General features: G+C 68.9%; 20 protein-coding genes and 1 other RNA gene. 10 read left to right on the plus strand and 11 right to left on the minus strand.

Annotated elements, in window-relative coordinates; genetic code table 11:
• Positions 1 to 44 precede the first annotated feature (44 nt).
• Positions 45 to 1,166, minus strand: coding sequence for an alanine dehydrogenase (gene ald, locus QFZ27_RS21990; RefSeq protein ID WP_429228579.1), 1,122 nt, complete (start codon positions 1,164 to 1,166; stop codon positions 45 to 47).
• Positions 1,167 to 1,370: 204 nt separating this feature from the next.
• Positions 1,371 to 1,574, minus strand: coding sequence for a 30S ribosomal protein S21 (gene rpsU, locus QFZ27_RS21995; protein ID WP_429228580.1), 204 nt, complete (start codon positions 1,572 to 1,574; stop codon positions 1,371 to 1,373).
• 134 nt (positions 1,575 to 1,708) lie between these two features.
• Between rpsU and def the strand changes: the two genes are divergently transcribed.
• Both def and QFZ27_RS22005 read left to right on the plus strand, forming a co-directional pair.
• A complete protein-coding gene (gene def / locus QFZ27_RS22000) occupies positions 1,709 to 2,242 on the plus strand; it encodes a peptide deformylase (RefSeq protein WP_429228581.1) in 534 nt (177 codons plus the stop codon).
• 10 nt (positions 2,243 to 2,252) lie between these two features.
• Positions 2,253 to 2,930: a COQ9 family protein gene (locus QFZ27_RS22005; RefSeq protein ID WP_429228582.1), complete on the plus strand. Its 678-nt coding sequence runs from the start codon at positions 2,253 to 2,255 to the stop codon at positions 2,928 to 2,930.
• Between the two features lie 124 nt (positions 2,931 to 3,054).
• Here QFZ27_RS22005 and QFZ27_RS22010 read toward each other — a convergent pair whose 3' ends face one another.
• From QFZ27_RS22010 to QFZ27_RS22020, 3 genes are all read right to left on the minus strand, one after another.
• Positions 3,055 to 3,555: an SspB family protein gene (locus tag QFZ27_RS22010; RefSeq protein WP_429228584.1), complete on the minus strand. Its 501-nt coding sequence runs from the start codon at positions 3,553 to 3,555 to the stop codon at positions 3,055 to 3,057.
• A 123-nt stretch (positions 3,556 to 3,678) separates the two neighbouring features.
• Positions 3,679 to 4,029, minus strand: a transfer-messenger RNA (tmRNA) gene (ssrA, locus tag QFZ27_RS22015).
• Positions 4,030 to 4,048: 19 nt separating this feature from the next.
• Entirely contained in the window at positions 4,049 to 6,385 is a 2,337-nt protein-coding gene (locus QFZ27_RS22020; protein ID WP_429228585.1) for a S8 family serine peptidase, read from the minus strand.
• Between the two features lie 189 nt (positions 6,386 to 6,574).
• Between QFZ27_RS22020 and thyX the strand changes: the two genes are divergently transcribed.
• Positions 6,575 to 7,516: an FAD-dependent thymidylate synthase gene (gene thyX / locus QFZ27_RS22025; RefSeq protein WP_429228586.1), complete on the plus strand. Its 942-nt coding sequence runs from the start codon at positions 6,575 to 6,577 to the stop codon at positions 7,514 to 7,516.
• 13 nt (positions 7,517 to 7,529) lie between these two features.
• Here the strand turns inward: thyX and QFZ27_RS22030 are convergent, their stop codons facing one another.
• Positions 7,530 to 8,702, minus strand: a complete 1,173-nt coding sequence (locus tag QFZ27_RS22030; RefSeq protein ID WP_429228587.1) for a hypothetical protein — start codon at positions 8,700 to 8,702, stop codon at positions 7,530 to 7,532.
• Between the two features lie 208 nt (positions 8,703 to 8,910).
• Here QFZ27_RS22030 and QFZ27_RS22035 point away from each other — a divergent pair, with 208 nt between their 5' ends.
• Positions 8,911 to 12,537 carry a hypothetical protein gene (locus QFZ27_RS22035; RefSeq protein WP_429228588.1) on the plus strand — a complete coding sequence of 1,209 codons (3,627 nt, stop codon included), beginning with the start codon at positions 8,911 to 8,913 and terminating at the stop codon, positions 12,535 to 12,537.
• A 4-nt stretch (positions 12,538 to 12,541) separates the two neighbouring features.
• Here QFZ27_RS22035 and QFZ27_RS22040 read toward each other — a convergent pair whose 3' ends face one another.
• Positions 12,542 to 12,874, minus strand: coding sequence for a hypothetical protein (locus tag QFZ27_RS22040; RefSeq protein WP_429228589.1), 333 nt, complete (start codon positions 12,872 to 12,874; stop codon positions 12,542 to 12,544).
• Positions 12,875 to 12,974: 100 nt separating this feature from the next.
• On the minus strand, positions 12,975 to 14,117 hold the full coding sequence (apbC, locus tag QFZ27_RS22045) for an iron-sulfur cluster carrier protein ApbC (protein ID WP_429228590.1): 1,143 nt from the start codon (positions 14,115 to 14,117) through the stop codon (positions 12,975 to 12,977).
• A 117-nt stretch (positions 14,118 to 14,234) separates the two neighbouring features.
• Between apbC and hflK the strand changes: the two genes are divergently transcribed.
• The 3 genes from hflK (at position 14,235) to QFZ27_RS22060 (ending at position 18,014) form a co-directional block, all read left to right on the plus strand.
• Complete coding sequence (gene hflK / locus QFZ27_RS22050; RefSeq protein WP_429228591.1) at positions 14,235 to 15,383, plus strand: FtsH protease activity modulator HflK; 1,149 nt, start codon at positions 14,235 to 14,237, stop codon at positions 15,381 to 15,383.
• Between the two features lies 1 nt (position 15,384).
• Positions 15,385 to 16,386 carry a protease modulator HflC gene (gene hflC, locus QFZ27_RS22055; RefSeq protein ID WP_429228592.1) on the plus strand — a complete coding sequence of 334 codons (1,002 nt, stop codon included), beginning with the start codon at positions 15,385 to 15,387 and terminating at the stop codon, positions 16,384 to 16,386.
• Positions 16,387 to 16,481: 95 nt separating this feature from the next.
• Positions 16,482 to 18,014: a DegQ family serine endoprotease gene (locus QFZ27_RS22060; RefSeq protein WP_429228593.1), complete on the plus strand. Its 1,533-nt coding sequence runs from the start codon at positions 16,482 to 16,484 to the stop codon at positions 18,012 to 18,014.
• A gap of 179 nt (positions 18,015 to 18,193) precedes the next feature.
• On the opposite strand, the gene murJ is transcribed toward QFZ27_RS22060, so the two are convergent.
• The 3 genes from murJ to QFZ27_RS22075 all read right to left on the minus strand — a co-directional run bounded on the left by murJ (position 18,194) and on the right by QFZ27_RS22075 (position 21,939).
• Positions 18,194 to 19,747 carry a murein biosynthesis integral membrane protein MurJ gene (murJ, locus tag QFZ27_RS22065; protein WP_429228594.1) on the minus strand — a complete coding sequence of 518 codons (1,554 nt, stop codon included), beginning with the start codon at positions 19,745 to 19,747 and terminating at the stop codon, positions 18,194 to 18,196.
• A gap of 158 nt (positions 19,748 to 19,905) precedes the next feature.
• Positions 19,906 to 20,805, minus strand: a complete 900-nt coding sequence (gene serB, locus QFZ27_RS22070) for a phosphoserine phosphatase SerB (protein ID WP_429228595.1) — start codon at positions 20,803 to 20,805, stop codon at positions 19,906 to 19,908.
• Positions 20,806 to 20,862: 57 nt separating this feature from the next.
• A complete protein-coding gene (locus QFZ27_RS22075) occupies positions 20,863 to 21,939 on the minus strand; it encodes a zinc-binding metallopeptidase family protein (RefSeq protein WP_429228596.1) in 1,077 nt (358 codons plus the stop codon).
• Between the two features lie 142 nt (positions 21,940 to 22,081).
• On the opposite strand from QFZ27_RS22075, the gene miaA reads away from it, so the two are divergent.
• From miaA to ilvN, 3 genes are all read left to right on the plus strand, one after another.
• The gene (gene miaA, locus QFZ27_RS22080; protein WP_429228597.1) at positions 22,082 to 23,038 is read left to right on the plus strand and encodes a tRNA (adenosine(37)-N6)-dimethylallyltransferase MiaA; all 957 of its coding nucleotides are present in this window, start codon (positions 22,082 to 22,084) and stop codon (positions 23,036 to 23,038) included.
• Positions 23,039 to 23,129: 91 nt separating this feature from the next.
• A complete protein-coding gene (locus QFZ27_RS22085) occupies positions 23,130 to 24,902 on the plus strand; it encodes an acetolactate synthase 3 large subunit (protein WP_429228599.1) in 1,773 nt (590 codons plus the stop codon).
• Positions 24,903 to 24,987: 85 nt separating this feature from the next.
• Positions 24,988 to 25,512, plus strand: coding sequence for an acetolactate synthase small subunit (gene ilvN, locus QFZ27_RS22090; RefSeq protein ID WP_138886755.1), 525 nt, complete (start codon positions 24,988 to 24,990; stop codon positions 25,510 to 25,512).
• Positions 25,513 to 25,597 lie beyond the last annotated feature (85 nt).

Genomic DNA, 25,597 nt, shown 5'->3' on the forward strand with positions numbered 1-25,597 from the left:
CGCCGGATCGCTCCGGCGGCCTCCAGTTCATTCGCGGCGGCGGCTCACGCGGCGCGCAGCACCACCTCGGTCGGCACGTAGTTCAGGCCCAGGGCCTCGGCCACCGGCTTGTTGGTGATCTGGCCGGAATGGACGTTCAGCCCCTCGCGCAGATGCGGGTCGTCGAGGCAGGCCCGGCGATAACCCTTGTCGGCCAGCGCCAGGGCGAAGGGCAGGGTGGCGTTGTTCAAGGCCACGGTCGAGGTCCGCGCCACGCCGCCCGGCATGTTGGCGACGCAGTAATGCACCACCCCGTCGACCACATAGGTCGGGTTGTCATGGGTGGTCGGCTTCGAGGTCTCGAAGCAGCCGCCCTGGTCGATGGCGACGTCGACCACCACCGAGCCGGGCTTCATCTTCGAGATCATCGCACGGGTCACCAGCCGCGGCGCCGCGGCCCCGGGCACCAGCACCGCGCCGATGACCAGGTCGGCACCAGTGACGTATTCCTCGATCGCGTCGACGGTCGAGTAGATTGTGTTCAGCTCGGCGCCGAACTGCAGGTCCAGCTCCTTCAGCCGCTGCAGCGACTTGTCGATCACCGTGACATGGGCCTCGAGGCCCATCGCCATGCGCGCCGCATTGGTGCCGACCACGCCGCCGCCCAGCACGACGACCTTGGCTGCCGGCACGCCGGGCACGCCGCCCAGCAGCATGCCGCGGCCGCCCTGGATCTTCTCCAGGCAATGGGCGCCGCACTGGATCGACATCCGGCCGGCCACCTCGCTCATCGGCGCCAGCAGCGGCAGGCCGCCACGGGCATCGGTCACGGTCTCATAGGCGATGGCGACCGCGCCCGACTTCATCAGGAGCTCGGTCTGGCGCGGGTCGGGTGCCAGATGCAGATAGGTGAACAGCACTTGGCCGCGGCGCAGCATGCGGCATTCGTCCGGCTGCGGCTCCTTGACCTTCACCACCATCTCGGCGCGGTCGAAGACTTCCTGGGCGGAGGACACGATTTCCGCCCCGGCGGCGCGGTAGCGGTCGTCGCCGAAATCGATCCCGGCGCCGGCACCGGTCTGGACGATGACGCTGTGACCGTGATGGACCAGCTCGCGGACGGAGCTCGGGGTCAGGCCGACACGGTACTCGTGGGTTTTGATTTCCTTCGGCACGCCGATGAGCATGTTTCCCCCGGGTTTCGTTGCCGGCGGCCGCCCTGCGGGCGGCGCCTTACCCGATTCCTACATCAGCTCTGCGGGGAATGACATCGTCGTCGGCGCCGGGGCCGCCCCGACTTGTGAGGCGAAAGACAAAACCGCCGCGAGGCGGGGCCTCCGGCGGTGTGGTCGATCCGGTCGGTCACCGCGGCGGGCCGCGGTCAGGGAGCGTCAGAAACCTTCGCGATCGAGCCGCTTGCGCGCCACCTTCCGGGCGCGGCGCACGGCCTCGGCCTGCTCGCGGGCGCGCTTCTCGGACGGCTTCTCGTAGTTGCGACGAAGCTTCATCTCCCGGAAGATGCCCTCGCGCTGCATCTTCTTTTTCAGCGCACGCAGCGCTTGGTCGACGTTGTTGTCACGGACATGGACTTGCACGTTCTGCCTGAGCTCCTTTCACCGCCGGAAGCGAGGCCGGCGCAGGGGTTTGCGGAGCCTGCCTTGTATCATGCGATTTTTTGCTTGCCAAGCCGAGGCGGATCAGGTTTGGCCCCTTTCCAGGAGACAAGGCTTTGACTCTGTTGAAGATCACCGGCATGGGGCATCCGATCCTGCGCCAGATCGCCGACTCGGTTGCCGACCCGGGCGACCCGGAGATCGCGCGGCTGGCCGCCGACATGATCGAGACCATGCGCGACGCGCCGGGCATCGGCCTGGCGGCGCCGCAGGTGTACCGGCCGCTGCGGCTGATCGTGTTCGAAGTGCCGCCCGGCCGGCAGGAGGAGGGCGAGCCGCCGGCGCCGGACGGGCCGACCGTGCTGATCAATCCGGAGATCGTGCCGTTGGCCGACGACACTGCGGTCGGGATGGAGGGCTGTCTGTCGATCCCGGGCTTCCGCGGCCTGGTGCCCCGCTGGCGCCGGATCGGCTATCGCGGCCTCGGCCTCGACGGCCAGGTGATCGAGCGCGAGGCCGAAGGGCTGCACGCCCGCGTGGTACAGCATGAGGTCGACCATCTCGACGGCGTGCTGTATCTCGACCGCCTGCGCGACCTGACCGACCTGGCGGTCGACGCCGAGGCGCACCATCTCGCCGACCGAGCCTGAGGGAATCCCCATGACCGACCAGACCCTGAGCGACCAGACGGCCGAGCGAGACGCCCTGCTGCTGGCGGTGCTGCCGCATGTCGCCTTCGATGGCTGGACCCGCCCGGCGCTGCGGCTCGGCGCCGAGGATGCCGGATTCGGGCTCGACGAGGTCGCTGTCCTGGTCCCCGGCGGGATCGCCGAGCTGTCGGACCATCTGCATGACTGGGCCGACCGGGAGATGCTGGCCCGACTGGCGGAGGAGGGCGAGGCCTTCGAGAGCCTGCGGGTGCGCGAGAAGATCGCCCGGGCGGTGACGGTGCGCCTGGACCTGCTGCTGCCTTATCGCGACGCGGTCCGGCGCGACCTGGCGCGGCGGGCGCTGCGGCCGCTGTCGCGCCGGGGCTTGCGCCAGCTGCACCGCACCGTCGACGCGATGTGGCGGGCCGCCGGCGACCGCTCGACCGATATCAACTATTACTCCAAGCGCGGGCTGCTGGCCGGGGTCTATGCCTCGACCCTGCTGGTCTGGCTCGACGACCGGTCGGAGGGGCAGGAGATCACCGGCGCCTTCCTCGAGCGCCGGATCGGTGAGGTGCTGGCCTTCGGCCGCCAGATCTCCGGGCTGAAGCGGCTCGGCGACCTGGCCGAGGCACCGTTCCGGCTGGCCGCCCGGCTGCGCGAGGGGCGGGGAGCGACGGCCTCGTAGGTTAAAGATTCGTTGCTTGTCATCGCCGGGCTTGACCCGGCGATCCAGGGGCGACCCAGCGCGGCCTCGACATTCCTGGATGCCCGGATCGAGCCCGGGCATGACAGGTTTGTGGGGTGGCAGCCTACTTCTTCCGGAACGCGTCCAGCGTCACGATCTTGGCGCCATCGGCCGGCGCAGCTTCGGACGGGCCTTTGCCGGTCGGCCCCTGCACCACCTTGCCGGTATCGTCCTGCGCCGACTCGGCCGTGTCCTCGTCGGCGATGCCGTCCTCCGCGGCCTCGGCTTCGGCAGCCTCCTTCGCGGACTGGAACTGCAGGGCGAAGTTGACCGACGGGTCGGCGAAGGTGGAGATCGCGGCCAGCGGGATCACCAGGCGCTCGGTCTTGCTGGAGAAGCTGAGCGAGACCGAGAACCGGTCCTCGCAGACCTCGAGCCCGAAGAACTGGTGCTGCAGGACGATGGTCATCTCCTGCGGGTATTTCTGCCGCAGGTATTCCGGAATCGCGACCCCGCGATGATTGGTCACGAAGGTCAGGTAGAAATGATGATCACCCGGCAACCCCTTCTCGGCCGCACTGGCCAAAGCTTCCCTGACCACGCCCCGCAGGGCGGATTCGACCATGCGGTCATATCGAAGTTCGTCGTCCATCCGATCACACTAGACCGGGGCCGGCGGGATGAAAAGGGAGACGCGCGGCAGACGGCCGCCCATGTCCGACATTCCGGCCGAGATTTGGAAGAGAGAAGCGGGGCGTTCTGTTGCTGGGTGCCCCAAGCCCCACCTCGACGGGGCTAACCGCCGAGGGATTGATCGAGGACGCTTAGCTGCTTACGCAGCCGCGCGAACCTCAGCAAAGTTGTCGTTGGCAACTATTGCAATGGCCCGATAACGGCGGAACCATGCCGGACGAAAACCTTTCCTTTACTACACGCGTCGATCCTATTTCGCCCCCATGCTCCGTCCAACACCGGAGATTTGGTGGAGGCGCCGGGTACCGCCCCCGGGTCCGCAGCGTCTATTCCAAAAGGCGTTTATCGTCATAGTCGGTTGCCCGACACCCCTAAGATAGGGGCTCGGCGGCGCGGATGGAAGGGTGGAAACCGTCATCGCCCCGTCACAGCACGAAATCGGCGACGACCAAGCCGATCAACCCGGTCAGCCGGATATGGAAGTCCGAGACGCCGTCGCCGTTGAGGTCGCCGGCGATGGTGGTGGTGGTCGGGTCGGTCGCGGCGAAACGCAGCTCGCCGGCATGGTGCGTGTAGAGCCCTGTGCCGATGAAGCTGAAGGCCTGGTTGCCGGCGAGGGCGGCATCGGCGTCCATCACCGACAGATCGACCTTGTCGCCCTGGGCGTGGCTGAAATCGGTGATCCGGTCGGATCCGGCGCCGACCTGGCTCTCCCATGCGCTGCCATAGGCGAAGCGATCCGCCCCGGCGCCGCCGGCCAGCGTATCCTGGCCGCCGACCCCGACGAGCAGGTCGTCGCCCCACCAGCCCGACAGGGTGTTGGCGCCGGCGCTGCCGTACAGGGCGTCGCCGACCTGGCTGCCGGACAGGTTCTCGATCCTGGCCAGGCTGTCGCCCTGGGCATCGCCGCCGCTGGCCGTCGCGGTGGTCAGGTTGACCACCACCCTGATCCAGCTGCCGTAATAGCTGGCGAGGTCGATGCCGGCGCCGCCGTCCAGGACGTCGGCCCCGGCGCCGCCGCGGAGCACGTCGCTGCCGCGGCCGCCGCTCAGGTGATTGATGCCGCTGCCGCCGGTGAGCTGGTCGGCGCCGTCGCCACCGATCGCATTCTCGATCACCGTGCCGGCGGCGAAGGTGACGGCCCGGCCGGCGATGGCGGCGGTGCCGGCGGCGAGATCGATCACCGTGGCGCCGGTCAGGGCCGCGCCGTTGATCATGTCGACCCCGCCGGCGTCGCTCAGCATCCGGCGCGCCGCATCGGCGCCGCTGGTGGCGAATTCGTTGGTGTAGACATAGGTGTCGTCCGCGCTGGCGGCATCGCCGTACAGGCGCAGGTTCCAGGAGTTGAGCACGCCGGTGTCGCCGCCGGCCAGGTCGCGGATGGTCAGCGACCACACGCCCTGGCCACTCTCGCCCCAATCCTGGACGGTGCTGAAGGTGAAGACGATGTTGTTCTGGTCCGCCCCGTTCTCGCTGAGCTCGCCCAGACCCGGCCGGTTCACCAGGGTGCTCCGGGTGCCGTCCGGCGAGGTCAGGACGATCTGCAGGTCGCCGATCCAGCTATGGGTGAGGTTCAGCCCGACCTCGACGCGGTCGATCTCGATCCCGGTGGCGATCGTCAGGCTGGTGGTCGTGCCGCCTTCATCGCCATCCGGGATCGCGAGGCCGGGCGACGCCGAGGCGGAGACGCTGATCTCGTTGGCGCTGGTGTGCGCGGGGCCGCTCCAGCTTTCGGCCAGGCGCACCGCTGCATGGGCGTCGACCAGGCCGAAGCCGATGTCGTGATTGACGGTCAGGCCGCCGCCGTTCCAGTTGGTCGCACCGTTGGTCTGGTCGCCGGATGTGGTCGCGGCGCTGCGGGCGCTGTAGGCCAGGATCTCCTGCACGTCGCGCCAGCCGAGATTCGGGTTGGCGTCCAGCATCAGGGCGACGACGCCGGAGATCATCGGCGCCGCGGCCGAGGTGCCGTTGAAGCTGGTGGTGTAGCTGCCGGCGGCATAGCCGGCATCGCCGACCCGGTCGGTGGTGACGATGGTGCCCGCGCTCGGGCTGCCCGGCGCCCCGACCAGGATCGAGGCGCCCTGGGTCGAGTAGTCGGACAGGCTGCCATCCTGGTTGGTGGCGCCGACGGTGATGGTCCAGCGGTTGTTGGCGAAGCTGTGCAGGTTGGTATCGTCGCCATACCCGTAGGCGTTGCCGGCCGACTGGACGATGATCGTGCCCAGGCCATCGCGCCCATTGGTGGCGGCGTTGACGGTGGCCGCGCGGGCGGCGGTCCAGGTGGAGCTGGAGAAATTGTCGAGAAAGGCGGAGTTCGGATCGTCGAAGAAGGCGTTGCCGAAGCCCCAGCTGTTGTTGAGCACATCCGCATCCGTCGCCGCACGGTTGCGCGCGTTCGCCGCCGCGCTCTGCAGCGTGTCGAGGAACAGCGGGTCGTAATAGGACAGCAGCGTCGCGCCATAGGCGATTCCGACCACGCCGGTGCCGTTGCGCTCGGCGGCGATGATGCCGGCGACGGCGGTGCCGTGGTTGTCGTCGGCCGTCACCGGCGCACCACCCGCGCCGCCCGTGGCGGCGTTGAAGCTGTGCGCTGTGTCGAGATTGCCGTCCAGGTCGGTGTGGTTGAAGGCGATGCCCTGGTCGTGCACGGCGACGACCACGTCGTTGCCGGTGAATTCTTCCCAAAGGTTGCCGAGATTGATGCCCCAGGCGCCGGTGAGATGCCATTGCTGGGCATAGAGCGGATCGGTCGGAGCCGGCATGCTGCAATATCCTGCAATGAAATGGGAAAAGATGATTCGTATCAGGATAATGAGACTGTTCTGGGATGCAATTGCCTTAAACTTGTGGAATGTGGCGGCCATAGCCCCGCACCGGATTGCACCAGCCCTTGGTCCTGGAACCCGGCGCCGCTACACTATCTGGAAATTCTCTGACAGAAACCTGACCCGATGACGATCACCGCCGACCAGCGCGCCGAGCTGGACCAGATCCGCGCCGCCACCTTCGCCACCCGCCGCGCCACGGTGCCGGCGCTGGAGGAGGTCCTGTTCGAACCGCTGCCCGTGCTCGACCACGGCTTCGTCCGCGTGATCGACTACATGGGCGATGATTCGGCGGTGGTGCAGGCGGCGCGCGTCTCCTACGGCCGCGGCACCAAGAAGGTGTCGGAAGACGAGGGGTTGATCCGCTACCTGATGCGGCACTGGCACACCACGCCCTTCGAGATGTGCGAGATCAAGTACCATGTGAAGCTGCCGATCTTCGTGGCGCGGCAGTGGATCCGGCACCGCACCGCCAATGTGAACGAGTACTCCGCCCGCTACTCGATCCTCGACCGGGAGTTCTACCTGCCGGCGCCGGAGCATCTGGCGGCGCAGTCCAGCAGCAACCGCCAGGGCCGCGACGCGGTGCTGCAGGGGGAGGAGGCGTCGCAGGTGCTCGACCTGTTGCGCGAGGATTCCGAACGCTGCTGGCGCGATTATGCCTGGATGCTGAACGAGGAGATCGACGGTGCCGAGCCGGTCGACCCGAATCGCCAGGGCTTGGCGCGCGAGCTGGCACGAATGAACCTGACGCTCAACACCTACACCCAGTGGTACTGGAAGACGGATCTGCACAACCTCATGCATTTCCTGAGGCTGCGGGCCGATCCGCACGCGCAGTACGAGATCCGCGCCTATGCCGACGTGATGCTGGATTCGATGGAGCGCTGGGTGCCGCTGACCACCCGGGCGTTCCGCGACTACCGGATGAACGCGGCCACGATCTCCGCCCCCGGCCTCGCCGCGCTGCGCCGGATGCTGGCGGGCGAGGCGGTGGCCCAGCCGGACAGCGGCCTCAGCCCGCGCGAATGGCGCGAGCTGATGGCGGTGTTGGACCGGCCGGCCTGACGCCGCCTGGCTGCTAGCGCTGCGGGATGCCGAGCTCGTTCCGTGCCGCTGTGACCAGCGGCCTCGTGGCGTCGTTGTTTTCCCACTCCTGACCCGACAGCTTGTCGGCCACCTTGTACTGCTCGAGATGCTGGCGCTGCTCCTCGGGCAGGTCGGTGCACACCGCGGGCAGGGCGGCGAGATAGTTCTTCAGGTATTGGCGCGTGTTGCCCGGGATGGGGCTCTCCGTTCCCGGATTCGTGGCGGCGGGCACCGGGTCGTTCACGTTCTGGACGACCGTGTTGTACAGCTCCTCCATGACCAGGCCGGAGGAGGCGCCCCAGTCGTGCCCGGTCACCGCCTCGAATTTGGCGCTGTTGTCGGCGCCGTTCACCGGACCGATGTAGTTCCAGATCTGTGCCCTGAGCTGGGCGCGGTCGCCGCTGTCGGCGGCCGTCTGGATCGCGGTCAGCTTCGGATCGGTCTGCGGCGCGTCGGCGGGGGCTTGGGTGCCGGTGGTCGTCAGCCCGCGCTGCTGCGCAACCTCCGTCACGTCGGCCTTGATGTCGTCGCCGTTGGTCGGCCACTCCTGGCCGAGCAGCTGGTCGACCAACTGCTGCTGCGCACCGGTGTCGTTGCCCAGCGCGTCGAGGGCATGGTTGATCACGAAGCTGCGCGCATGGGCGGAGCCCTCGGCAGCATAGTCGTAGCCGACCAGGTCGAAGGTGGCCTGGACAAAGTCGTCCTGCGGCACCGAATTCAGATAGGTCTCGATATCGGCGTCGATCCCGGCCCATTGCTGCATGGCGGTGCCGGAATCGGCGTTTGCGGCCTTGTTCGCACGGGTCTCGATGCTCTGGGCGAAGGCGTCTCGGCCTTCGGGGCCCAGGGCCGCGGCGCCCTCGGCGGTGGGGGCGGGCACCGCCACGGCCTCGCCGATCTGGATCAGGTCGTCATTCGCGAAGTTGTTGTGGGCGGTCATCTCGGACCATGGTGAGCCGACCTGCTCCGCCATCGACCATTGCGAATCGCCCCGCTCGGCGATCAGGAACCGCATGTTCGAAGCCTGGTCCGGGTCGATGCCGTTGCGTTGCATCGCGGCCTGGACCGATGCCTGCCACTGCTGCTGCTGCCCGGTGGGCACATAGGTCGTGACGCCGTTCTCGACCTTGAGCAGACGCCCGTCCTTGTCGACCTCGATCGCCATTCCGGCCTCCATCCCTCTCCGTTTGGCGGCACCATAAGCGAGGGGCAGTCTCAGAAAGATGACGGTTCGATGAAGATCGCTATCGTTTAGGATTCTCTGACGAAAATCCTATTTCGAGTGCGGCGTCCTCTTTGTCATACATATGAAATAACGGTGTCACGCAAGTTTCCTAAGCTTCCCGACCGGTCCATCAAGGCGGCGGGAAGAGATGCTGAAGCCGATCGAGCGCAACCCACGTCCCGCCAGCCCGGTCCGGCCCAACCCCGATCCGGCATTCCAGGCCGCGGTGCGGCGGGCCCTGGCCGCGCGAGCCGCAGCCGAGGGGCGCCCGCCCGAATCGCATGGCTACGAGACGGCGGGTCAGGTGCGCCCCGGCGACGATCTGGTGCAGCTGGTGGGGAGCAACGGGATCGCCGACAACCGGCAGTTCCCCGATCCGAACAGCATCAACCCGGGTGACATCTACTTCCAGCAGCGGACGTCGCCAGTCAGCGCTCAGACCGAGAGCGTGATCGACACCGCACTCGCGTATGACCGGCAGAATGGCGCGGCATCGGCGGCGAGCCAGCGCAACTGGGACGCGGTGCAGTCGGCGATCGCCAGCGAGCTGCGCCAGACCGTCAAGCTCGACGCCAACGGCCAGCTCCAGCTCACCGACGACCAGCAGGCGAAGCTGCAGGCGCTGAACAGCTGGGCGGTCGGTACCGACCGGCTGTCGCTGGAGACGCAGCAGGCGCTGAGCCAGGTCGACAGCGAGGTTCAGCAGGAGTCGCGCAACACGATGCTGGACCAGAGCATCGCGGCGATCCAAGGCGACCTCGACAAGGTCAACCACAAGCTCGACGACCAGAGCTTCGTCCGCAAGGGCTGGGGCTGGGTCACGCCGGGCAAGAGCTCGGGCGAGGAGTTCCAGGATTTCCTGGAAGACAAGCTCGACGACCTGAAGCAACTGAAGGCCAACGACACCGGGCTGCCGCAGTCGCAATACGAGCAGAAGGTGAACGCCGTCCTCGGGAACTTCGACCAGGAGTTCCAGGATCACGCCAAGGCGATGGAGGACAGCGATGCGACCTGGAACACCATCGGCGAGGTCGGCCGGGTCGTTGCCGCGACGACGGTCGGCATCGTCGCCACGGCCGCCACCGGCGGCAATGTCGTGGCCGGATTCGCGGCGGGCTTCGGCACCTATGAGCTGATCGACGCGGCCGGCGACATCAGCGCCGTGGCCCAGGGCGAGGACATGTACGCCGACGGCCACAGCTCGATCATCGGCTTCGGCATGGATGCGGCCGGCTGGGACGGCGCCAAGGGCGACGGTGCCGGCGTCAGCTGGGACCACACCAAGGCGACGCTGAAGGACACGGCGATCGACGCGGTGTCGTCGATCAGCACCGCCGGGGCCACGACCGCCGGCATGAAGGTCACCGCCGCCGTCGGCACCCGGCTCGGCGCCACCGCGCTGCCGAACCTCGGCGCGCGGGTCATCGCCACCTCGGCCGGCGGCACGGTCGGGCAGGCGGTGAACGGCACCGGCCAGCTCGCCTCCGACGCCACCCGGCTGGCCTTCGACAACAAGCTGTTCACCGCCGAGGGCGGGCAGCAGATGCTGAATTCCGCCAAGACCCAGGGCATCTATCTGGCCACCGCCCCGGTGACCGGCGCGGTCTCGGGGGCCATCCCGACTCAGCGCGTGGTCAGCCCGGCGGCGACCGGGACCACCCAGGCGACCCAGCAGACGGCCGGCGACGTCACCCGCCTGTCGCGCCTGGGCGTGACCGCCCAGTTCGGCAACGACGTGGTCAGCAATCTCGGCGGCGCCGAGCTGGTGGCGCAGCTGACCCAAGGCCGCCACATGAACCGAGACGAGGCGATCTCGTCGGTGATGGGGGCGGTGCCGGGCACCGTCCAGAACATCGCCATGCACCCGCAGATGATGCAGCGGGTCGCCGACCGCCGCGACATGCTGCAGGCCAATGGCGGCGTGCGGCAGGAGGGCGATGTCCCGAAGCTCTGGGGCTGGCAGAACAAAGGGCCGGAATTCCGCCTCGGCGCCCAGGTCCGGATCCTCGGCAGCGCGGATCCGGCCACGGATGCGGCGGGCGCCCCGCAGCTCGGCCAGCCCACGATGGCGTCCTTCGGCGGGGCGATCAGCACCAAGACCAACTACCGGGCCATCGGCCAGTCCGTCATCGACAGCCTGGTGATGGGGTCGACCAAGCCGCTGCGGCTGACCCTGGGCAAGGAGCTGACGGTGTCGCAGCGGCCGCGCGAATACCGCAACGTCACGCTCAAGGAGGCGGGGCTGATGCCCACCTCCAACCAGACCGTGTTCCAGATCAAGGGATCGACCGTGCTGAAGCAGGGCGAGCGCACGCTGCTCGCCACCGACCCGACCCAGGTCAAGGCCGATTTCCTGCCGACTTTGCAGGCCGTGCGCACGGTCGGCGAAGCTGCCGACGGCAGCGGCACGGTGATGGAGCTGAACTGGGGCGCCATGCTGCCGGACGCGCAGACCGTCCGGCTCGAGCCGGGCGAGATGGACCTGTTGGGCACCGTCGCCGGAAAGGACACCGACGCCTTCGTCGAGGTGCCGAACGACATCAGCTTCACCAAGCTGATGGAGGAGCAGAAGGCCGGGCTGCGGCCGCGCGCCTGGACCAACTTGATCCCCGGGCTGAACAAGATCTGGCGCGTCGGCGCCGAGCGGCGGCCGGAGGACAACATCACCGTCACCATCCCGAAGGGCACCAAGCTGTCGCAGCAGGCCTGGGAGCAGATGCAGGCCACTTATGGGCGGCTGTCGATGCGGACCCGGATCGTGGTGGACGACGAGACCAGGCAGCTTCTCCTGGACTCGGAGCCGGACCTCGCGACCATCCAGGACCTGGTCGGGAGCGGGCGGATCGACCCGAATGCGGCGCAGTCCTACGTGCCCGGTCGGGCCAGCGGCATGCGGCTGTCGGCGGTCACCGGCAAGCCGGCGGAGCAGTATGTCGATCTGCTGACCGGCAAGGACTATCAGTGGCATCCCGACGCGGCCAATGCCGATTTCATCTTCAACGACCGTTACCCGACCGAGCGCATCCCCGGCCTGCCGGACAGCCTGCCCAATCCGGACCAGATCCGCGCCAATGCGGCGTACCAGGCCCGCAACATGGTGAACGGCGCGCTGCCGGACGCCGTATCGGGCCGCTTGCCGGGCGTGCTGGGCGGCGATCGCGGGCGTACCCGCCGCGTGCCCGCGGTGCCGTCAGAGGTCAACATGTACCGCCGGCTCGCCGGGCCGATGGCTTCCTTCGTGGCCGAGGCGACTCGCATCACCGGGTCGTTCAAGCTGCCGGCGCTGCGCTTGCCCTTCCTGCCGGGCGCGCTGTCGCTCGAGTTCCGCGGCCAGGTCAAGATCGACCCGCCGGGCAAGTCCAAAGAGACGCCGCGCGGGGTCTCCAAGGCGGTGCAGGACAGCGGGATGACCCTCCGCACCTATAGCGACGCCGGCAGCTTCCGGCAACTGGCGGTGCCGGGCTGGCTCGACTCCTTCCTGAGATGGTCGGAGCAGGGCCAGGGCGTGCTGTTCCCGGAGGGCGGCGCGCATGGCATGACGCAGTACCTGAAGGATCTCGACGCCCAGGCGACGACGCCGCAGCAGCGCCAGGACATCGCCGACTTCCGCCGCGACGTGCTGCCGAAGCTGCAGAACGAGACCCTCACCACGCCGGCGACGGCCCAGGCGATCCGCGACTTCCTGACAAGCCAGGCCAAGCCGGTCGGCACCTCGACGCCGGCCGATCCGATGCCGCTCTGGAACCAGAGGCGTCAGGCCGGCGGCACGTCCTGACCGCTCACTCCAGGTCGATGACAGGCCGGCTGCACAGGTTGAGGCTCCAATACTCGGCCTCGGCGCCGTCCTTCTGGCGCACCTTGACGTCGAAATAGCAGCCGCCGCGCAGGTCGTCGATCGAGATCCGGGCGGAGGCGCCGGGCGCCAGCGGTGCCGCGCGCAGCCGGTTGTAGCCCCAGGAGCTCTCGAAATCGGGCGAGACGCGCAGATCCTCGACCGTGCCGGCCCGCCGGTTCTGGATCTCGACCGAATCCGGCAAGGCCTGGGCCCGCGCCGCAGCCGTGAGTCCGGCTGCGAGCAAGGCGAAGGCCGCGATCCGGCAGAAGCGTCCCATCACTCTCCCACTCCGAGGGGGCGTCCGGTCGATCCCGGCGCCGTTCGGTTCGGCTTCTTATCGGATCGATTTGTGGCGAGGTGGTGACGCCGTGCCCGGCTCACTCGATCACGATCCGGGGGGCAACGGGGCCGGCGCCGGAGCGCAGCTTGGCCCACACCCGCGCGGCGATGCCGCGATAGGCCTCGGCATGCGGGCTGTCCGGTGCCGAGACCACGATCGGGTGCCCGGAATCCGAGGTCTCGCGGATGGCGATGTCGAGCGGGATCTCGCCGAGGAAGTCGCAGCCCAGCTTCTCCGCCTCGGCCCGCGCGCCGCCATGGCTGAAGATGTCGGTGCGGTGGCCGCAATTCGGGCAGCAGAAATAGCTCATGTTCTCGATGATCCCGAGCACCGGGACATCGACCTTGCGGAACATGTTCAGGCCCTTGCGGGCGTCGAGCAGGGCGATGTCCTGCGGCGTCGACACGATCACGGCCCCGGCCAGCGGCACCTGCTGCGCCATGGTCAGCTGGGCGTCGCCGGTGCCGGGCGGCATGTCGACCACCATCACGTCGAGCGTGCCCCAGTTGACGTCGCGCAGCATCTGCGACAGCGCCGACTGCACCATCGGGCCGCGCCAGATCATCGGCGTCTCCTCGTCGATCAGGAAGCCGATCGACATCACCTTCAGCCCGTAATTCTCCTTCGGATCCAGGCTCTTGCCGTCCGGCGAGTTGGGCTTGCCGGTGATCCCGGTCATCCGCGGCATCGACGGGCCGTAGATGTCGGCGTCGAGCAGCCCGACCTTGAGGCCGAGGGCCGCCAGCCCCAGGGCGAGGTTGACCGCGGTGGTCGACTTGCCGACACCGCCCTTGCCGGAGGCGACCGCGATGATCGACCCGACGCCGGTGACGGGCAGCTTGCGGCTTTGTGCCCCACCCGGCGCGGCGGGCCGGGCCTGGGCGCCTTGCGGGGCGGCCGGGGCTGCCGCGCCGGAACCGCGATGGGCGGTCAGCACCGCGGTGACCGAGAGCACGCCCGGGATCGCCGCCACCGCCTTCTCCGCCGCCTGGCGCAAGGGCTCCAGGGCCGGGCCGCGCTGCGGATCGACCTCGATCGAGAACAGCACATGGCCGTCCCGCAGGGTCAGGCCGGAGATCATGCCAAGGCCGACGAGATCACCGCCGCGCTCATCGTCCTGCACCTTGCCCAGCGCCTCGCGCACCGCGGCCTCGGTCACCGTCGTCCGGCCTGTCGCCATGGTTGAACTTCCTGCCCTTTGTCCAATATGACAGGCTCCACATTTGCTGCCCGTCGCGCCGAGATATAGCATCCGGCGCCCGGGATGACAGGGCGGTCGACGGGGGAAGGGAACTGGATGCCGTGGAGTAATCAAGGCGGTGGTGGCGGCGGCGGGGGCGGCCCCTGGGGTGGATCACCGCAAGGCGGCGGACAGAATCCCTGGGGACGTGGCGGCGGGCCGAGCCAGGCCGACATCGAGGAGATGATCCGCCGCGGCCAGGACCGGTTCCGCCAGGTCATGCCCAAGGGCTTCGGCGGCGGCCGCGGCATCCTGATCGCGATCGTCGTCATCATCATCGGCTGGCTGCTGACCGGCATCTACCGGGTGCAGCCGGACGAGCTGGGCGTGGTCCAACGATTCGGCGCCTATGTCCGCACGGAATCGCCCGGCCTGCGCTATCACCTGCCGGCGCCGATCGAGACGGTGACCAAGCCGTCGGTGACGACGCAGAACCGGATCGAGATCGGCTTCACCAGCGGCGAGGGCCGCGCGGCCCCGCGCGACGTGCCGGATGAAAGCCATATGCTGACCGGCGACGAGAACATCATCGACATCGATTTCGTCGTGCTCTGGCGCATCTCCGACCCGGTTGCCTACCTGTTCAACATCAAGGAGGCGAACGCCACCGTGAAGGTGGCGGCCGAGAGCGCGATGCGCGAGGTGATCGGCCACACCGAGATCCAGCCGGCGCTGAACGAGGCCCGCGGCCGGATCGAGCAGGACGCCCGGCGCCTGCTGCAGGCGACGCTCGACAGCTACGGCACCCCCGGCCGGCCCGGCGCCGGCGTGGTGATCGACCAGGTGCAGCTGCAGAAGGTGGCGCCGCCGCAGCAGGTGATCGACGCCTTCGACGACGTCCAGCGCGCCCGCCAGGACCAGGACCGGCTGCGCAACGACGCCGAGACCTACCGCAACGACATCGTGCCGCGGGCCCGCGGCGACGCCGAGCGGATCGCGCAGGAGGCCGAGGCCTATCGCGAGCAGGTGGTGGCCAAGGCCCAGGGCGACGCGGCGCGCTTCACCTCGGTGCTGAAGTCCTACCGCGCGGCGCCGGAGATCACGGCCGAGCGCTTCTATCTGGAGACCCTGGAAAGCGTGCTGAAGGGTTCGAACAAGATCATGATCGACGACGCCGTCGGCGGCCAGGGCGTGCTGCCCTACCTGCCGCTGAACGAGTTGATCAGCAAGCCGGCGGCCGCCCCGGCGCAGCGCGGAGGGCAGTGACATGAACGCCAAGCTTGCCGTCCTCGGCGCCGTCGTCGTCGTCGTCGGCCTGGTCCTGATCGATTCCCTCTACACCGTCGGCCAGAACGAGCAGGCCCTCGTGCTGCAGTTCGGCGAGGTGGTGAAGATCGAATCAGAGCCCGGGCTGAAGCTGAAGATGCCGGTGATTCAGAACGTCCAGTTCTACGAGAAGCGTGTGCTGGACGTGGATCCCCCGGTCGAGCAGGTGATCCTGTCCGACCAGCGCCGGCTCGACGTCGACAGCTACGCCCGCTACCGCATCGTCGACCCGCTGCTGTTCTTCCAGTCGGTGCGGAACGAGCAGATCGCCAGCTCCCGCATCAGCAGCTTCGTCAACAACGCGCTGCGCAACGTGCTCGGCAACTACAACCAGCTCGACGTGCTGTCCGAGCAGCGCGGGCCGATCATGCGGTCGATCCGCGACAGCGTCGAGGCCAATGCCAAGCCGCTCGGGATCGAGATCGTCGACGTCCGCATCGTCCGCGCCGACGTGCCGGAGGGCACGGTGCAGTCGGTCTATGACCGCATGCGCTCCGAGCGTGAGCGCGAGGCGGCGCAGTACCGCGCCCAGGGCGCGGAATACTCGCTGTCGATCAAGTCGCGCGCCGACCGTGACCGAACCGTTCTCCTGGCCGAGGCGGAGCGCAAGGCGCAGGAACTGCGCGGCCAGGGCGATGCCGAGGCGATCAATGTGCAGGCCGGGGCCTATGGCGCCGACCCGCAGTTCTTCTCCTTCTACCGCAGCCTGCAGGCCTATCAGACCGCGCTGGGCTCGAGCGGCACCACCCTGGTGCTGTCGCCGAAGGGCGACTTCTTCAAGTACTTCAACGACGCCACCGGCCGCGGCCTGGTGCCGGCGGTGACTCAGCAGACCCCGTCGGGCGCCGGCCCGGCACCGGCGGCTCCGTCAGCACCGGCACCGGCTCCGGCCCCCGAGACGCCGGCCCAGCCGGCGCCTGCGGCACCGGGGAACCCCGGCTGATGCCAGCCCGTTTCTCGCCACGATCGGGTGTATGATGACCGACGCCGGCCTCCCGCATGGGGCCGGCGTCGTACTTTGAGCGAGGGAGAGCGTTCGTGACCAGACCGATTGCCCGCCGCCCGACCGGCCCCGTCGCCGTCGCCCGTGCCGTGGGAGAGACCGCCCTGCTGCGCTGGGCCGCGACGGTGCTGGTTGTTGCGGCGATGCTGCTGGCGGCTGCTGCGGCTCGCGCCGCGCCGGCGCCAGACAGCTTCGCCGACCTGGCCGAGAAGCTGGTGCCGGCGGTGGTCAACATCTCGACCACCCAGAAGGTCCAGGACGGCCAGGACCTGCCGGAGATGCCGCAATTCCCGCCGGGATCGCCGTTCGACGAGTTCTTCCGCGACTTCTTCAACCGCCGCGGCCAGGGCGGCGGCGAGCGTCCGCAGCGGCCGCGCAACGCCACGGCGCTCGGCTCCGGCTTCATCGTCCGGGCCAACGGCTTCATCGTCACCAACTACCATGTGATCGAGGGCGCCGAGGAGATCACCGTCGTCCTGCACGACAACACCAGCCTCGTGGCCAAGCTGATCGGCCGCGACGACAAGACCGACCTGGCGGTGCTGAAGGTCGAGACCGACAAGCCGCTGCCCTTCGTCGATTTCGGCGACAGCGACGTGATGCGGGTCGGCGACTGGGTGCTGGCGATCGGCAATCCTTTCGGTCTCGGCGGCACCGTCACCGCCGGCATCATCTCGGCCCGGTCGCGCGAGATCAACGCCGGGCCCTATGACGACTTTCTGCAGACCGATGCGTCCATCAATCGCGGCAACTCCGGCGGCCCGATGTTCAACATGGATGGGAAGGTGATCGGCATCAACACCGCGATCTACTCGCCCTCGGGCGGGTCGGTCGGCATCGGCTTCGCCATCCCGTCGACGCTGGCGCGCGGCGTGGTCGACCAGATCATCGAGTTCGGCCGCACCAAGCGCGGCTGGCTCGGCGTCCGGATCCAGTCGGTGACACCGGAGATCGCCGAGAGCCTGGGCCTGCAGAAGCCGGAAGGCGCGCTGGTGGCCGGGGTCACCGAAGGCGGTCCCGCGGCCAAGGCCGGGATCGAGACCGGCGACGTCATCCTGCAGTTCGACGGCAAACCGATCAGCGAGAGCCGGCGCCTGCCGCGCGTGGTCGCCGACACGCCGGTCGACAAGCAGACCTCGGTCCAGGTCTGGCGCAAGGGCGCCCGCAAGGACCTGCCCGTGACGCTCGGTGAGCTCGAGACGGCGGAGGAATCCGGCCTCCTGGCTTCGACGCCTGACAGCCAGTCCGACAGCACCAAGCCGCAGGAGCTCGACGCGCTCGGGGTGACGTTGTCGGCACTGACCGACGCGCTGAAGAAGCAGTACTCGCTGGCCGACGACCAGAAGGGCGTGGTGGTCACCGCCGTGACCGGGGGGTCGCCGGCGGCGGAGAAGGGGCTGAAGCCCGGCGACGTGATCGTCGAGGTCGGCCAGGCCGAAGTGGCGGCCCCGGCCGACGTCGCCAAGAAGGTCACCGAGGCCCGCGACGGCGGCCGCAAATCGGTGCTGCTGCTGGTCGAGAGCGGCGGCGACCTGCGCTTCGTCGCCCTGCCGGTCGGGCCGGGCTGAAGCCGGGTAAGGCCAGACCAACTTCACCTGTCATGCCCGGGCTTGACCCGGGCATCCAGGGAATGTCGATGCCGCACTGGGTGGCCCCTGGATCGCCGGGTCAAGCCCGGCGATGACGATAAAGGGGGCATGATCCGAGAACATGTTGAGGGCGCTGCTCGCTTGGCGGCGCCCTCTCCTTATTGTGCTGCCCCTATTCCCTTCCGGCGCAGCCGCCGCAGGTCTTCGCGCCGCAACGCGCCGAGGCCGAACAGGGCGGCGAGATAGATCAGCCCGGCCACCGCCAGCACGCCGAGCACGGTGGTGACCGCCAGCAGGTCAGAGCGGCCGGCCAGGGCTGGCGCGGCCAGCACCAGCAGGCCCCACAGCGAAGCCGCCATTGCTCCCCCGGCCAGCACCATACGGGGCAGTCGCCGCCAAGCCGCGGTGTCGAGCCGGAAATGGCCGCGCCGGTGCAGCACCCAGGCCAGCAGCACGATGTTCAGCCACACCCCGGCCGAGGTGCCGATGGCGAGGCCGACCTGGGACAGCGAGTCCATCAGCGCGATCTTAAGCCCGACATTCAGCGCTACGGTGGCGACCGCGATCTTGACCGGCGTCGCCGTGTCGCCGCGGGCGTAGAAGCCGGGCAGCAGGCAGCGCACCAGCACAACGGCCGGCAGGCCGAAGGCATAGGCGGTCAAGGTCAGTGCTGACTGATGGGAATCGACAGCGGTGAACCGGCCGCGCTCGAACATCGCCGCCAGTATCGGCTCCGCCGCCACCAGGAAGGCGATGGCGAAGGGCAGGGTGAGGGCCAGGGTCAGCTCGACAGCCCGGTTCTGGCTGGTCAGCGCGCCCTCATGGTCGTCGGCGGCCAGGCGGCGCGTCACCTCCGGCAGCAGCACCGTGCCGACGGCGATGCCGATGACGCCGAGCGGCAGCTGGTTCAGCCGGTCGGCGTAGTTCAGGTAGGATTGGGCGCCGGTCGGCAGCGCCTGGGCGATGATGGTATCGGCGAAGACGCTGATCTGGGCCATGCCGGCGCCCAGCGTCGCCGGCCCCAGCGCCCGGAAGAAGCGGCGCACGCCGGGCGACAGGCGGGGGCGGACCAGGCGCAGCGACACGCCGGCCCGCCGCATGTCCCATTCCAGGTACAGGAACTGGGCGATGCCGGACAGGAACACGCCCCAGGCCAGGGCATGGCCGGCGGTCGGCAGGAACGGCGTCAGCGCCAGCACGGCGCCGATCATGAACAGGTTCAGCAGGATCGGCGCGGCCGCCGCGGCGCCGAACCGGCCGAGCCCGTTCAGCACGCCCCCCTGCAGCGACACCAGCGACATGAACAGCAGATAGGGGAAGGTGATCCGGGTCAGCTCGACCTTCAGATCGGTCTGCGCCGCCGCGGTGCCGCCCGGCTCCATCGCCGAGATCAGCCAGGGCATGGCGGCCAGGGCCGCCACCAGCACGACCAGCAGCACGGCCAGCAGGATCGCCTGCACCTGCTCGGCCAGCGCCAGCGCCTTGGCCTTGCCGTCGCGCTGCAGCGTGGTGGTGAAGGCCGGCAGGAAGGCGATGTTGAAGGCACCTTCGGCGAACAGCGACCGGAAATGGTTCGGCAAGCGGTTGGCCAGGAAGAAGGCGTCGGCCACCGGCCCGGCCCCCAGCACCGCGGCGATGATCTGGTCGCGGACCAGGCCGAGCACGCGGCTGGCGAGCGTCAGCCCGCCGACGGAGGCGATCTTGCGGTACACGCCTAGGCCGCTTTCAGCATGAGCTGAATCACAACTTGTCATTGCCGGGCTTGACCCGGCAATCCAGAGGATGTCGACAGCTTCTGGATGCCCGGGTCAAGCCCGGGCATGACAGTGAAAGGATGGAGCTCATCGGGAGCATTTATCCTTGTTGCCGCCTAGGCCGCCACGAACTCCGCTGCGCGGTAGCCCTGCAGGTAGAGGAGGGCGGTCAGGTCGCCATGCGCCACGGACACCGGCACCGATTCCCGCACCAGCGGCTTGGCTCGGAAGCCGACGCCGAGGCCGGCGGCCTGCAGCATCGGGATGTCGTTGGCGCCGTCGCCGACGGTGATGGTGTCGGTCAGGCTCAGGCCGCGCTCCGCGGCCATCTCCTCCAGGAACACGCGCTTGGCGTCCTTGCCAAGGATCGGCTCGCGCACCCGGCCGGTCAGGCGGCCCTCGGCCTCGATCAGGTGGTTGCCCTCGGAGCGGTCGAAGCCGACTGCCGCGGCCACCGGCCGGGTGAAGGCATCGAAGCCGCCGGAGACCAGGGCGCAATAGGCGCCGTTCGCCCGCATCGTCGCCACCAGGGTGCGGCCGCCGGGGGTGTAGCGCAGATCGGCCAAAGCGCGGTCGATGATCGACCGGGGCTGGCCTTCCAGCAGGGCCACGCGCTCGACCACCGCCTCGCGGAAGGCAATCTCGCCGCGCATCGCCCGCTCGGTGATCGGCACCACCCGCTCGGCGACGCCGGCCAGGGCCGCCAGCTCATCCAGCGTCTCGGCCTCGACGATGGTGGCGTCCATGTCGGCGACCAGCAGCCGCTTGCGGCGGCCCTGGGCCGGCAGGACATTGGCGTCGACCGGCTGCCCGGCCAGCGACAGCCGCGCCGCCGCCTGCGCCGCCTTGGCATCGGCCCCGGTGAAGGCGATGTCGCAGGCGATGCCGGGGGCCAGCCAGTCGACCGCGCCCGGCGTCCCGCCGGCGATGGCCAGCGCGTTGCGCACATGACGGGTCAGGGCGTCGTCGAGGGCCGGCTGGTCCGGCGCGGTGGTGAGGGTGAGGACGAGGTCCATGGCGCGGCGCATCTCCAGGGCAGGCGACCGTCTATGCCGCAGCGCCGCCGTCCCTGTCTATGCGCGCTTTGACTGGCCCGGCCGGGATCGATGGATCAGATCGTGGATGTAGCCCATCTTCTCGACCACGCGGGGGCCGATCACGAAGGGGTAGAGATCCGGCTGGCCCATTGAGCGGTTCAGGCAGTTGACGGCGTAGGTCAACGGCAGCCAGGCGTCGATCAGGGTCTGGACGTCGCGGACGCGATGCGGGTCGAACCGGATCTCGGTCTCCAGCGCCGGGTCGTCGGTGATGCCGGGGCTGACTCCGATGCCGAAGGCGCCGGCGATCTCCAGCGTGTCGACGATGTGCAGGTAATGCGCCCAGGTCTCGGCCCAATCCTCCCACGGATGCGCCGTGGCGTAGGCGCTGACGAAGCCCTGCTGCCAGCCGGCCGGGGCGCCCTGGTCGTAATAGCTCTGGAGCGCGGTCCCATAATCCGCCCGCTCGTCGCCAAACAGGGCGCGGAAGCTGTCCAGCTCGCCGCCGTCGCGGACCAGTCGGTCCCAGTAGTAGTGGCCGACCTCGTGCCGGAAATGGCCGAGCAGGGTGCGGTAGGGCTCGCCCATCGCATCCCGCGTGGCTTCCCGCGCGGCGTCGTCCGCCTCCTTCAACGACAGGGTGATCAGGCCGTTGTCGTGCCCGGTCATCACCTTCGGCGCGCCGGCGGCAGGGTCGGACAGGAAGTCAAACATCAGCGGCTCGGGGTCGCCGCTGGCCGCGGTCGGGATCGGCAGGGACAGCTTGATCAGGGAATAGAACAGCCGCCGCTTGGCCTGCTCGATCTTCTGCCAGCGGCGATGATTGTCCGGGTCCGACAGGTCGGGGATGGTGCGGTTGTGCCGGCAGGCGATGCAGAAGGCCTCGTCTCCAGCCGCGGGCACCATCCAGTTGCAGGCGTGCTGCTCCCAATTGGCGCAGAAGCGATAGCGTGCCCGCGGGTCGGCCAGGGCGATCCAGCTCGGCCCGTCCGGCTCCAGCGCACTCAGCGTCCCGATGTCCGGCAGGTAGCCGAGGTGCCGGCCGCAGCGTTCGCAGGCGCCGTTCTCGAAGTACAGCACCTGATGGCAGTGCTGGCATTTGAACAGTCGCATCGCGTCTCCTGGGCGGGCTCCCGGCCTGTCGCCGTGCGAGACATATAGGATCGCGATCGATATTGTCCCGCGCGTTGCGCCAGGTGGCTTCGGCGGCCGGCGTGGCGCCGGGTCGAGGTGAATGATGACGACAGCTTCCCATATGTCCGGAACTCCTGCCGTCATCATCGTCGGCGGGCCGACCGCCGGCGGCAAGTCGGCGCTGGCGCTGGATCTGGCGGAGGCGCTGGACGGCGTGGTGATCAATGCCGACAGCATGCAGGTCTATGCCGAGCTGGCGATCCTCACCGCCCGGCCCGGCCCGGCCGACCTGGTCCGGGCGCCGCACCGGCTGTATGGCGTTCTGCCGGCAGCCACGCGCTGCTCCGCTGCCGCCTGGTGCGACATGGCGCTGGCCGAGATCGGGCTGGCGCAGAAGGCCGGCAAGCGGGCGATCGTGGTCGGCGGCACCGGCCTCTATCTCCGCGCCCTGACCGAAGGGCTCAGCCCGGTCCCACCGGTGCCGGAGGAGATCCGCCGCGCCACGGTCGAGCTGCACGAGACCCTGGGCGGCGAGGCCTTCCATGCCGAGCTGATGCGCTGGGACCCGAAGATGGCCCAACGCCTCTCCCCCGGCGACAGCCAGCGGCTGATCCGGGCCTGGGAGGTGATGGTTGCCACCAACCGCTCGCTCGCCGACTGGCAGCTCGAGGCCGGGTCCGGCCCGCCGCCCGGCATGGTGTTCGACTGGGTGGTGCTGGCGCCGCCGCGCGACGCGCTCTACGCCGCCTGCGACGGCCGCTTCCGGGCCATGGTCGCCGCGGGAGCGCTGGAGGAGGCGCGGGCGCTGCTGGCGCTGGGCCTGGACCCGGAGCTGCCGGCGATGAAGGCGGTGGGGGTGCCGGAGCTGGCGGCGCATCTGCGCGGCGAGATCGACCTCGAGACTGCGGTCGCCCGGGCCCAGCAGGCGACGCGCAACCTGGCCAAGCGCCAGACCACTTGGTTCCGGAACCAACTGCCGGCCGAAAACGCAAGGGTGCAACGCAGCTATGTCGCTCACGCGCAATATTCGGAAAAAATTGCAGCTGAAACTTTGCGCTTTCTTCGCATTTTCGGTTGACCTCCCGGAATCTGCCGTCTAGCTTGCCGACCCTCGTTGATCCCCAACGTTGAACGCCGCGGCCCGGAGGGGGCCGCATTCAGAGGTTACGATGTCGACAGAAACGCTGACCGGAGCCGAAATCGTCCTGCGTGCCCTTCGGGACCAGGGCGTAGAGGTTATCTTCGGGTATCCGGGCGGGGCTGTCCTTCCGATCTACGACGCGATCTTCAAGCAGAACGCGATCCGCCACATCCTGGTCCGGCACGAACAGGCGGCGGTGCACGCAGCGGAAGGCTACGCCCGCTCGACCGGCAAGGTCGGCGTCGTCCTCGTAACCTCCGGCCCGGGCGCGACCAACGCGGTCACCGGCCTGACCGACGCGCTGATGGATTCGATCCCGATCGTCTGCCTGACCGGGCAGGTGCCGACCCACCTGATCGGCAACGACGCGTTCCAGGAGGCCGACACCACCGGCATCACCCGGCCCTGCACCAAGCACAACTACCTGGTGAAGGACGCCAACAACGTCGCCCGCATCCTGCATGAGGCGTTCTACGTCGCCCGCAGCGGCCGGCCCGGCCCGGTGGTGGTCGACCTGCCGAAGGACGTGCAGTTCGCCGACGGCATCTACACCCCGCCGGAGCATGTCGAGCACCGCACCTACCGGCCGCGGACCGAGCCCGACCCGGCGCTGATCGAGCAGGCGGTCGACCTGCTGGCCAAGGCCGAGCGGCCGATCCTGTACACCGGCGGCGGCATCATCAATTCCGGCCCGGACGCGTCCGCGGCGCTGCGCGAGCTGGTCGAGCTGACCGGCTTCCCCTGCACCTCGACCCTGCTCGGCCTCGGCGCCCTGCCGGCCTCCGACCCGCGGTTCCTCGGCATGGTCGGCATGCACGGCACCTACGAGGCCAACCTGGCGATGCACGGCTCCGACCTGATGGTCGCGCTGGCGTCGCGCTTCGACGACCGGGTCACCGGCAAGATCAGCGCCTTCTCGCCGGGATCGATCAAGATCCATGTCGACATCGATCCGTCCTCGATCAACAAGAATGTCCATGTCGACCTGCCGATCGTCGGTGACGTCGGCAAGGTGATCCGGGCGATGATCGCGGTCTGGAAGCGCCGGGGCTACAAGCCGCGCGACAAGGCGATCGCCGGCTGGTGGCACCAGATCAAGCAGTGGCAGGCCCGCAACTGCCTGCAGTTCAGCCAGGACCGGTCGCATGACGCGGTGATCAAGCCGCAATACGCGATCAAGCGCCTGGCCGAGCTGACCGCCGACCGCGACGACGTCTACATCACCACCGAGGTCGGCCAGCACCAGATGTGGGCGGCGCAACTGATCCCGTTCCAGAAGCCGAACCGCTGGATGACCTCGGGCGGGCTCGGCACCATGGGCTACGGCCTGCCGGCCGCGGTCGGGGTGCAGATCGCGCATCCCGAGGCGCTGGTGATCGATGTCGGCGGCGAGGCCTCGACGCTCATGAACATCCAGGAGCTGTCGACCATCGCCCAGTACCGGCTGCCGGTGAAGATCTTCATCGTCAACAACTTCTGGATGGGCATGGTGCGGCAGTGGCAGGAGCTGCTGCACGGCGAGCGCTACTCCGAGAGCTACTCCGAGGCGCTGCCCGACTTCGTCAAGCTGGCCGAGGCCTTTGGCCTGACCGGGCTGCGCGCCACCTGCATGGGCGAGGCCGACGACGTGATCCGCGAGATGCTGCGGATCAAGGGACCGGTGGTCGTCGACATGCAGGTCTCCAAGCTGGAGAACTGCTTCCCGATGATCCCGGGCGGCGCGGCCCATAACGAGATCCTGCTGGGGCCGTCCGACCAGGCCGCCAAGCCGACCTCGGAGGAGGGGATGGTGCTCGTATAAGGTCCGGACGGCACATTTCGCCGAGGCCGGCCCGCCTATGCTGCGGGCCGGCCTCGACCCTCGTCTCGGACCTTCGGATCACCGCATGACCCCCCAGACCCAGATCGAAACCCATACCATCGCCGTGCTGGTGGACAACGAGCCCGGCGCGCTGGCCCGCGTCATCGGCCTGTTCTCCGGCCGCGGCTACAACATCGAAAGCCTGACCGTGGCCGAGGTCGACGCGGCGCGGGACCTGTCCCGCATCACCGTCGTCACCTCCGGCACGCCGATGATCATCGAGCAGATCAAGGCCCAGCTGGACCGGCTGGTGCTGGTGCACAGCGTGCACGACCTGACCATGGACGGCCCGGCCGTGGAGCGCGAGCTGGCCCTGGTCAAGGTCCGCGGCGCCGGCGACAAGCGCATCGAGAGCCTGCGCATCGCCGACGTCTTCCGGGCCCGGGCCGTGGATTCGACGACCGAGAGCTTCGTCTTCGAGGTCACCGGCTCGTCCCAGAAGATCGACGCCTTCATCCAGCTGATGATCCCGCTCGGGCTGGTCGATGTCAGCCGGACCGGCGTGGTCGCCATCGCCCGGGGGCCCGAAGGGCTCCTGACCGCCGTCTGAACCCCTTGCTGCCGGTTGCCAGCAGCCGGCAGTTCCCGTCATCGTAGAGAAAGGCCGGGCCGCCCGGCCCCGTGTGAGAGGACAG

The organism is Inquilinus ginsengisoli (genome assembly GCF_050434925.1).
GTDB lineage: Bacteria > Pseudomonadota > Alphaproteobacteria > DSM-16000 > Inquilinaceae > Inquilinus > Inquilinus ginsengisoli_B.

Excerpts from the sequence above, each read along its gene's own strand:
- apbC (WP_429228590.1), bottom strand. The coding sequence starts at position 14,117 with ATGGCGACAGGCCGGACGACGGTGACCGAGGCCGCGGTGCGCGAGGCG.
- QFZ27_RS22005 (WP_429228582.1), top strand. The coding sequence starts at position 2,253 with ATGACCGACCAGACCCTGAGCGACCAGACGGCCGAGCGAGACGCCCTG.
- serB (WP_429228595.1), bottom strand. The coding sequence starts at position 20,805 with ATGGACCTCGTCCTCACCCTCACCACCGCGCCGGACCAGCCGGCCCTC.
- QFZ27_RS22010 (WP_429228584.1), bottom strand. The coding sequence starts at position 3,555 with ATGGTCGAATCCGCCCTGCGGGGCGTGGTCAGGGAAGCTTTGGCCAGT.
- ald (WP_429228579.1), bottom strand. The coding sequence starts at position 1,166 with ATGCTCATCGGCGTGCCGAAGGAAATCAAAACCCACGAGTACCGTGTC.
- QFZ27_RS22040 (WP_429228589.1), bottom strand. The coding sequence starts at position 12,874 with ATGGGACGCTTCTGCCGGATCGCGGCCTTCGCCTTGCTCGCAGCCGGA.
- ilvN (WP_138886755.1), top strand. The coding sequence starts at position 24,988 with ATGACCCCCCAGACCCAGATCGAAACCCATACCATCGCCGTGCTGGTG.
- hflC (WP_429228592.1), top strand. The coding sequence starts at position 15,385 with ATGAACGCCAAGCTTGCCGTCCTCGGCGCCGTCGTCGTCGTCGTCGGC.
- thyX (WP_429228586.1), top strand. The coding sequence starts at position 6,575 with ATGACGATCACCGCCGACCAGCGCGCCGAGCTGGACCAGATCCGCGCC.
- QFZ27_RS22085 (WP_429228599.1), top strand. The coding sequence starts at position 23,130 with ATGTCGACAGAAACGCTGACCGGAGCCGAAATCGTCCTGCGTGCCCTT.
- QFZ27_RS22020 (WP_429228585.1), bottom strand. The coding sequence starts at position 6,385 with ATGCCGGCTCCGACCGATCCGCTCTATGCCCAGCAATGGCATCTCACC.
- hflK (WP_429228591.1), top strand. The coding sequence starts at position 14,235 with ATGCCGTGGAGTAATCAAGGCGGTGGTGGCGGCGGCGGGGGCGGCCCC.
- miaA (WP_429228597.1), top strand. The coding sequence starts at position 22,082 with ATGTCCGGAACTCCTGCCGTCATCATCGTCGGCGGGCCGACCGCCGGC.
- QFZ27_RS22030 (WP_429228587.1), bottom strand. The coding sequence starts at position 8,702 with ATGGCGATCGAGGTCGACAAGGACGGGCGTCTGCTCAAGGTCGAGAAC.
- QFZ27_RS22075 (WP_429228596.1), bottom strand. The coding sequence starts at position 21,939 with ATGCGACTGTTCAAATGCCAGCACTGCCATCAGGTGCTGTACTTCGAG.
- QFZ27_RS22035 (WP_429228588.1), top strand. The coding sequence starts at position 8,911 with ATGCTGAAGCCGATCGAGCGCAACCCACGTCCCGCCAGCCCGGTCCGG.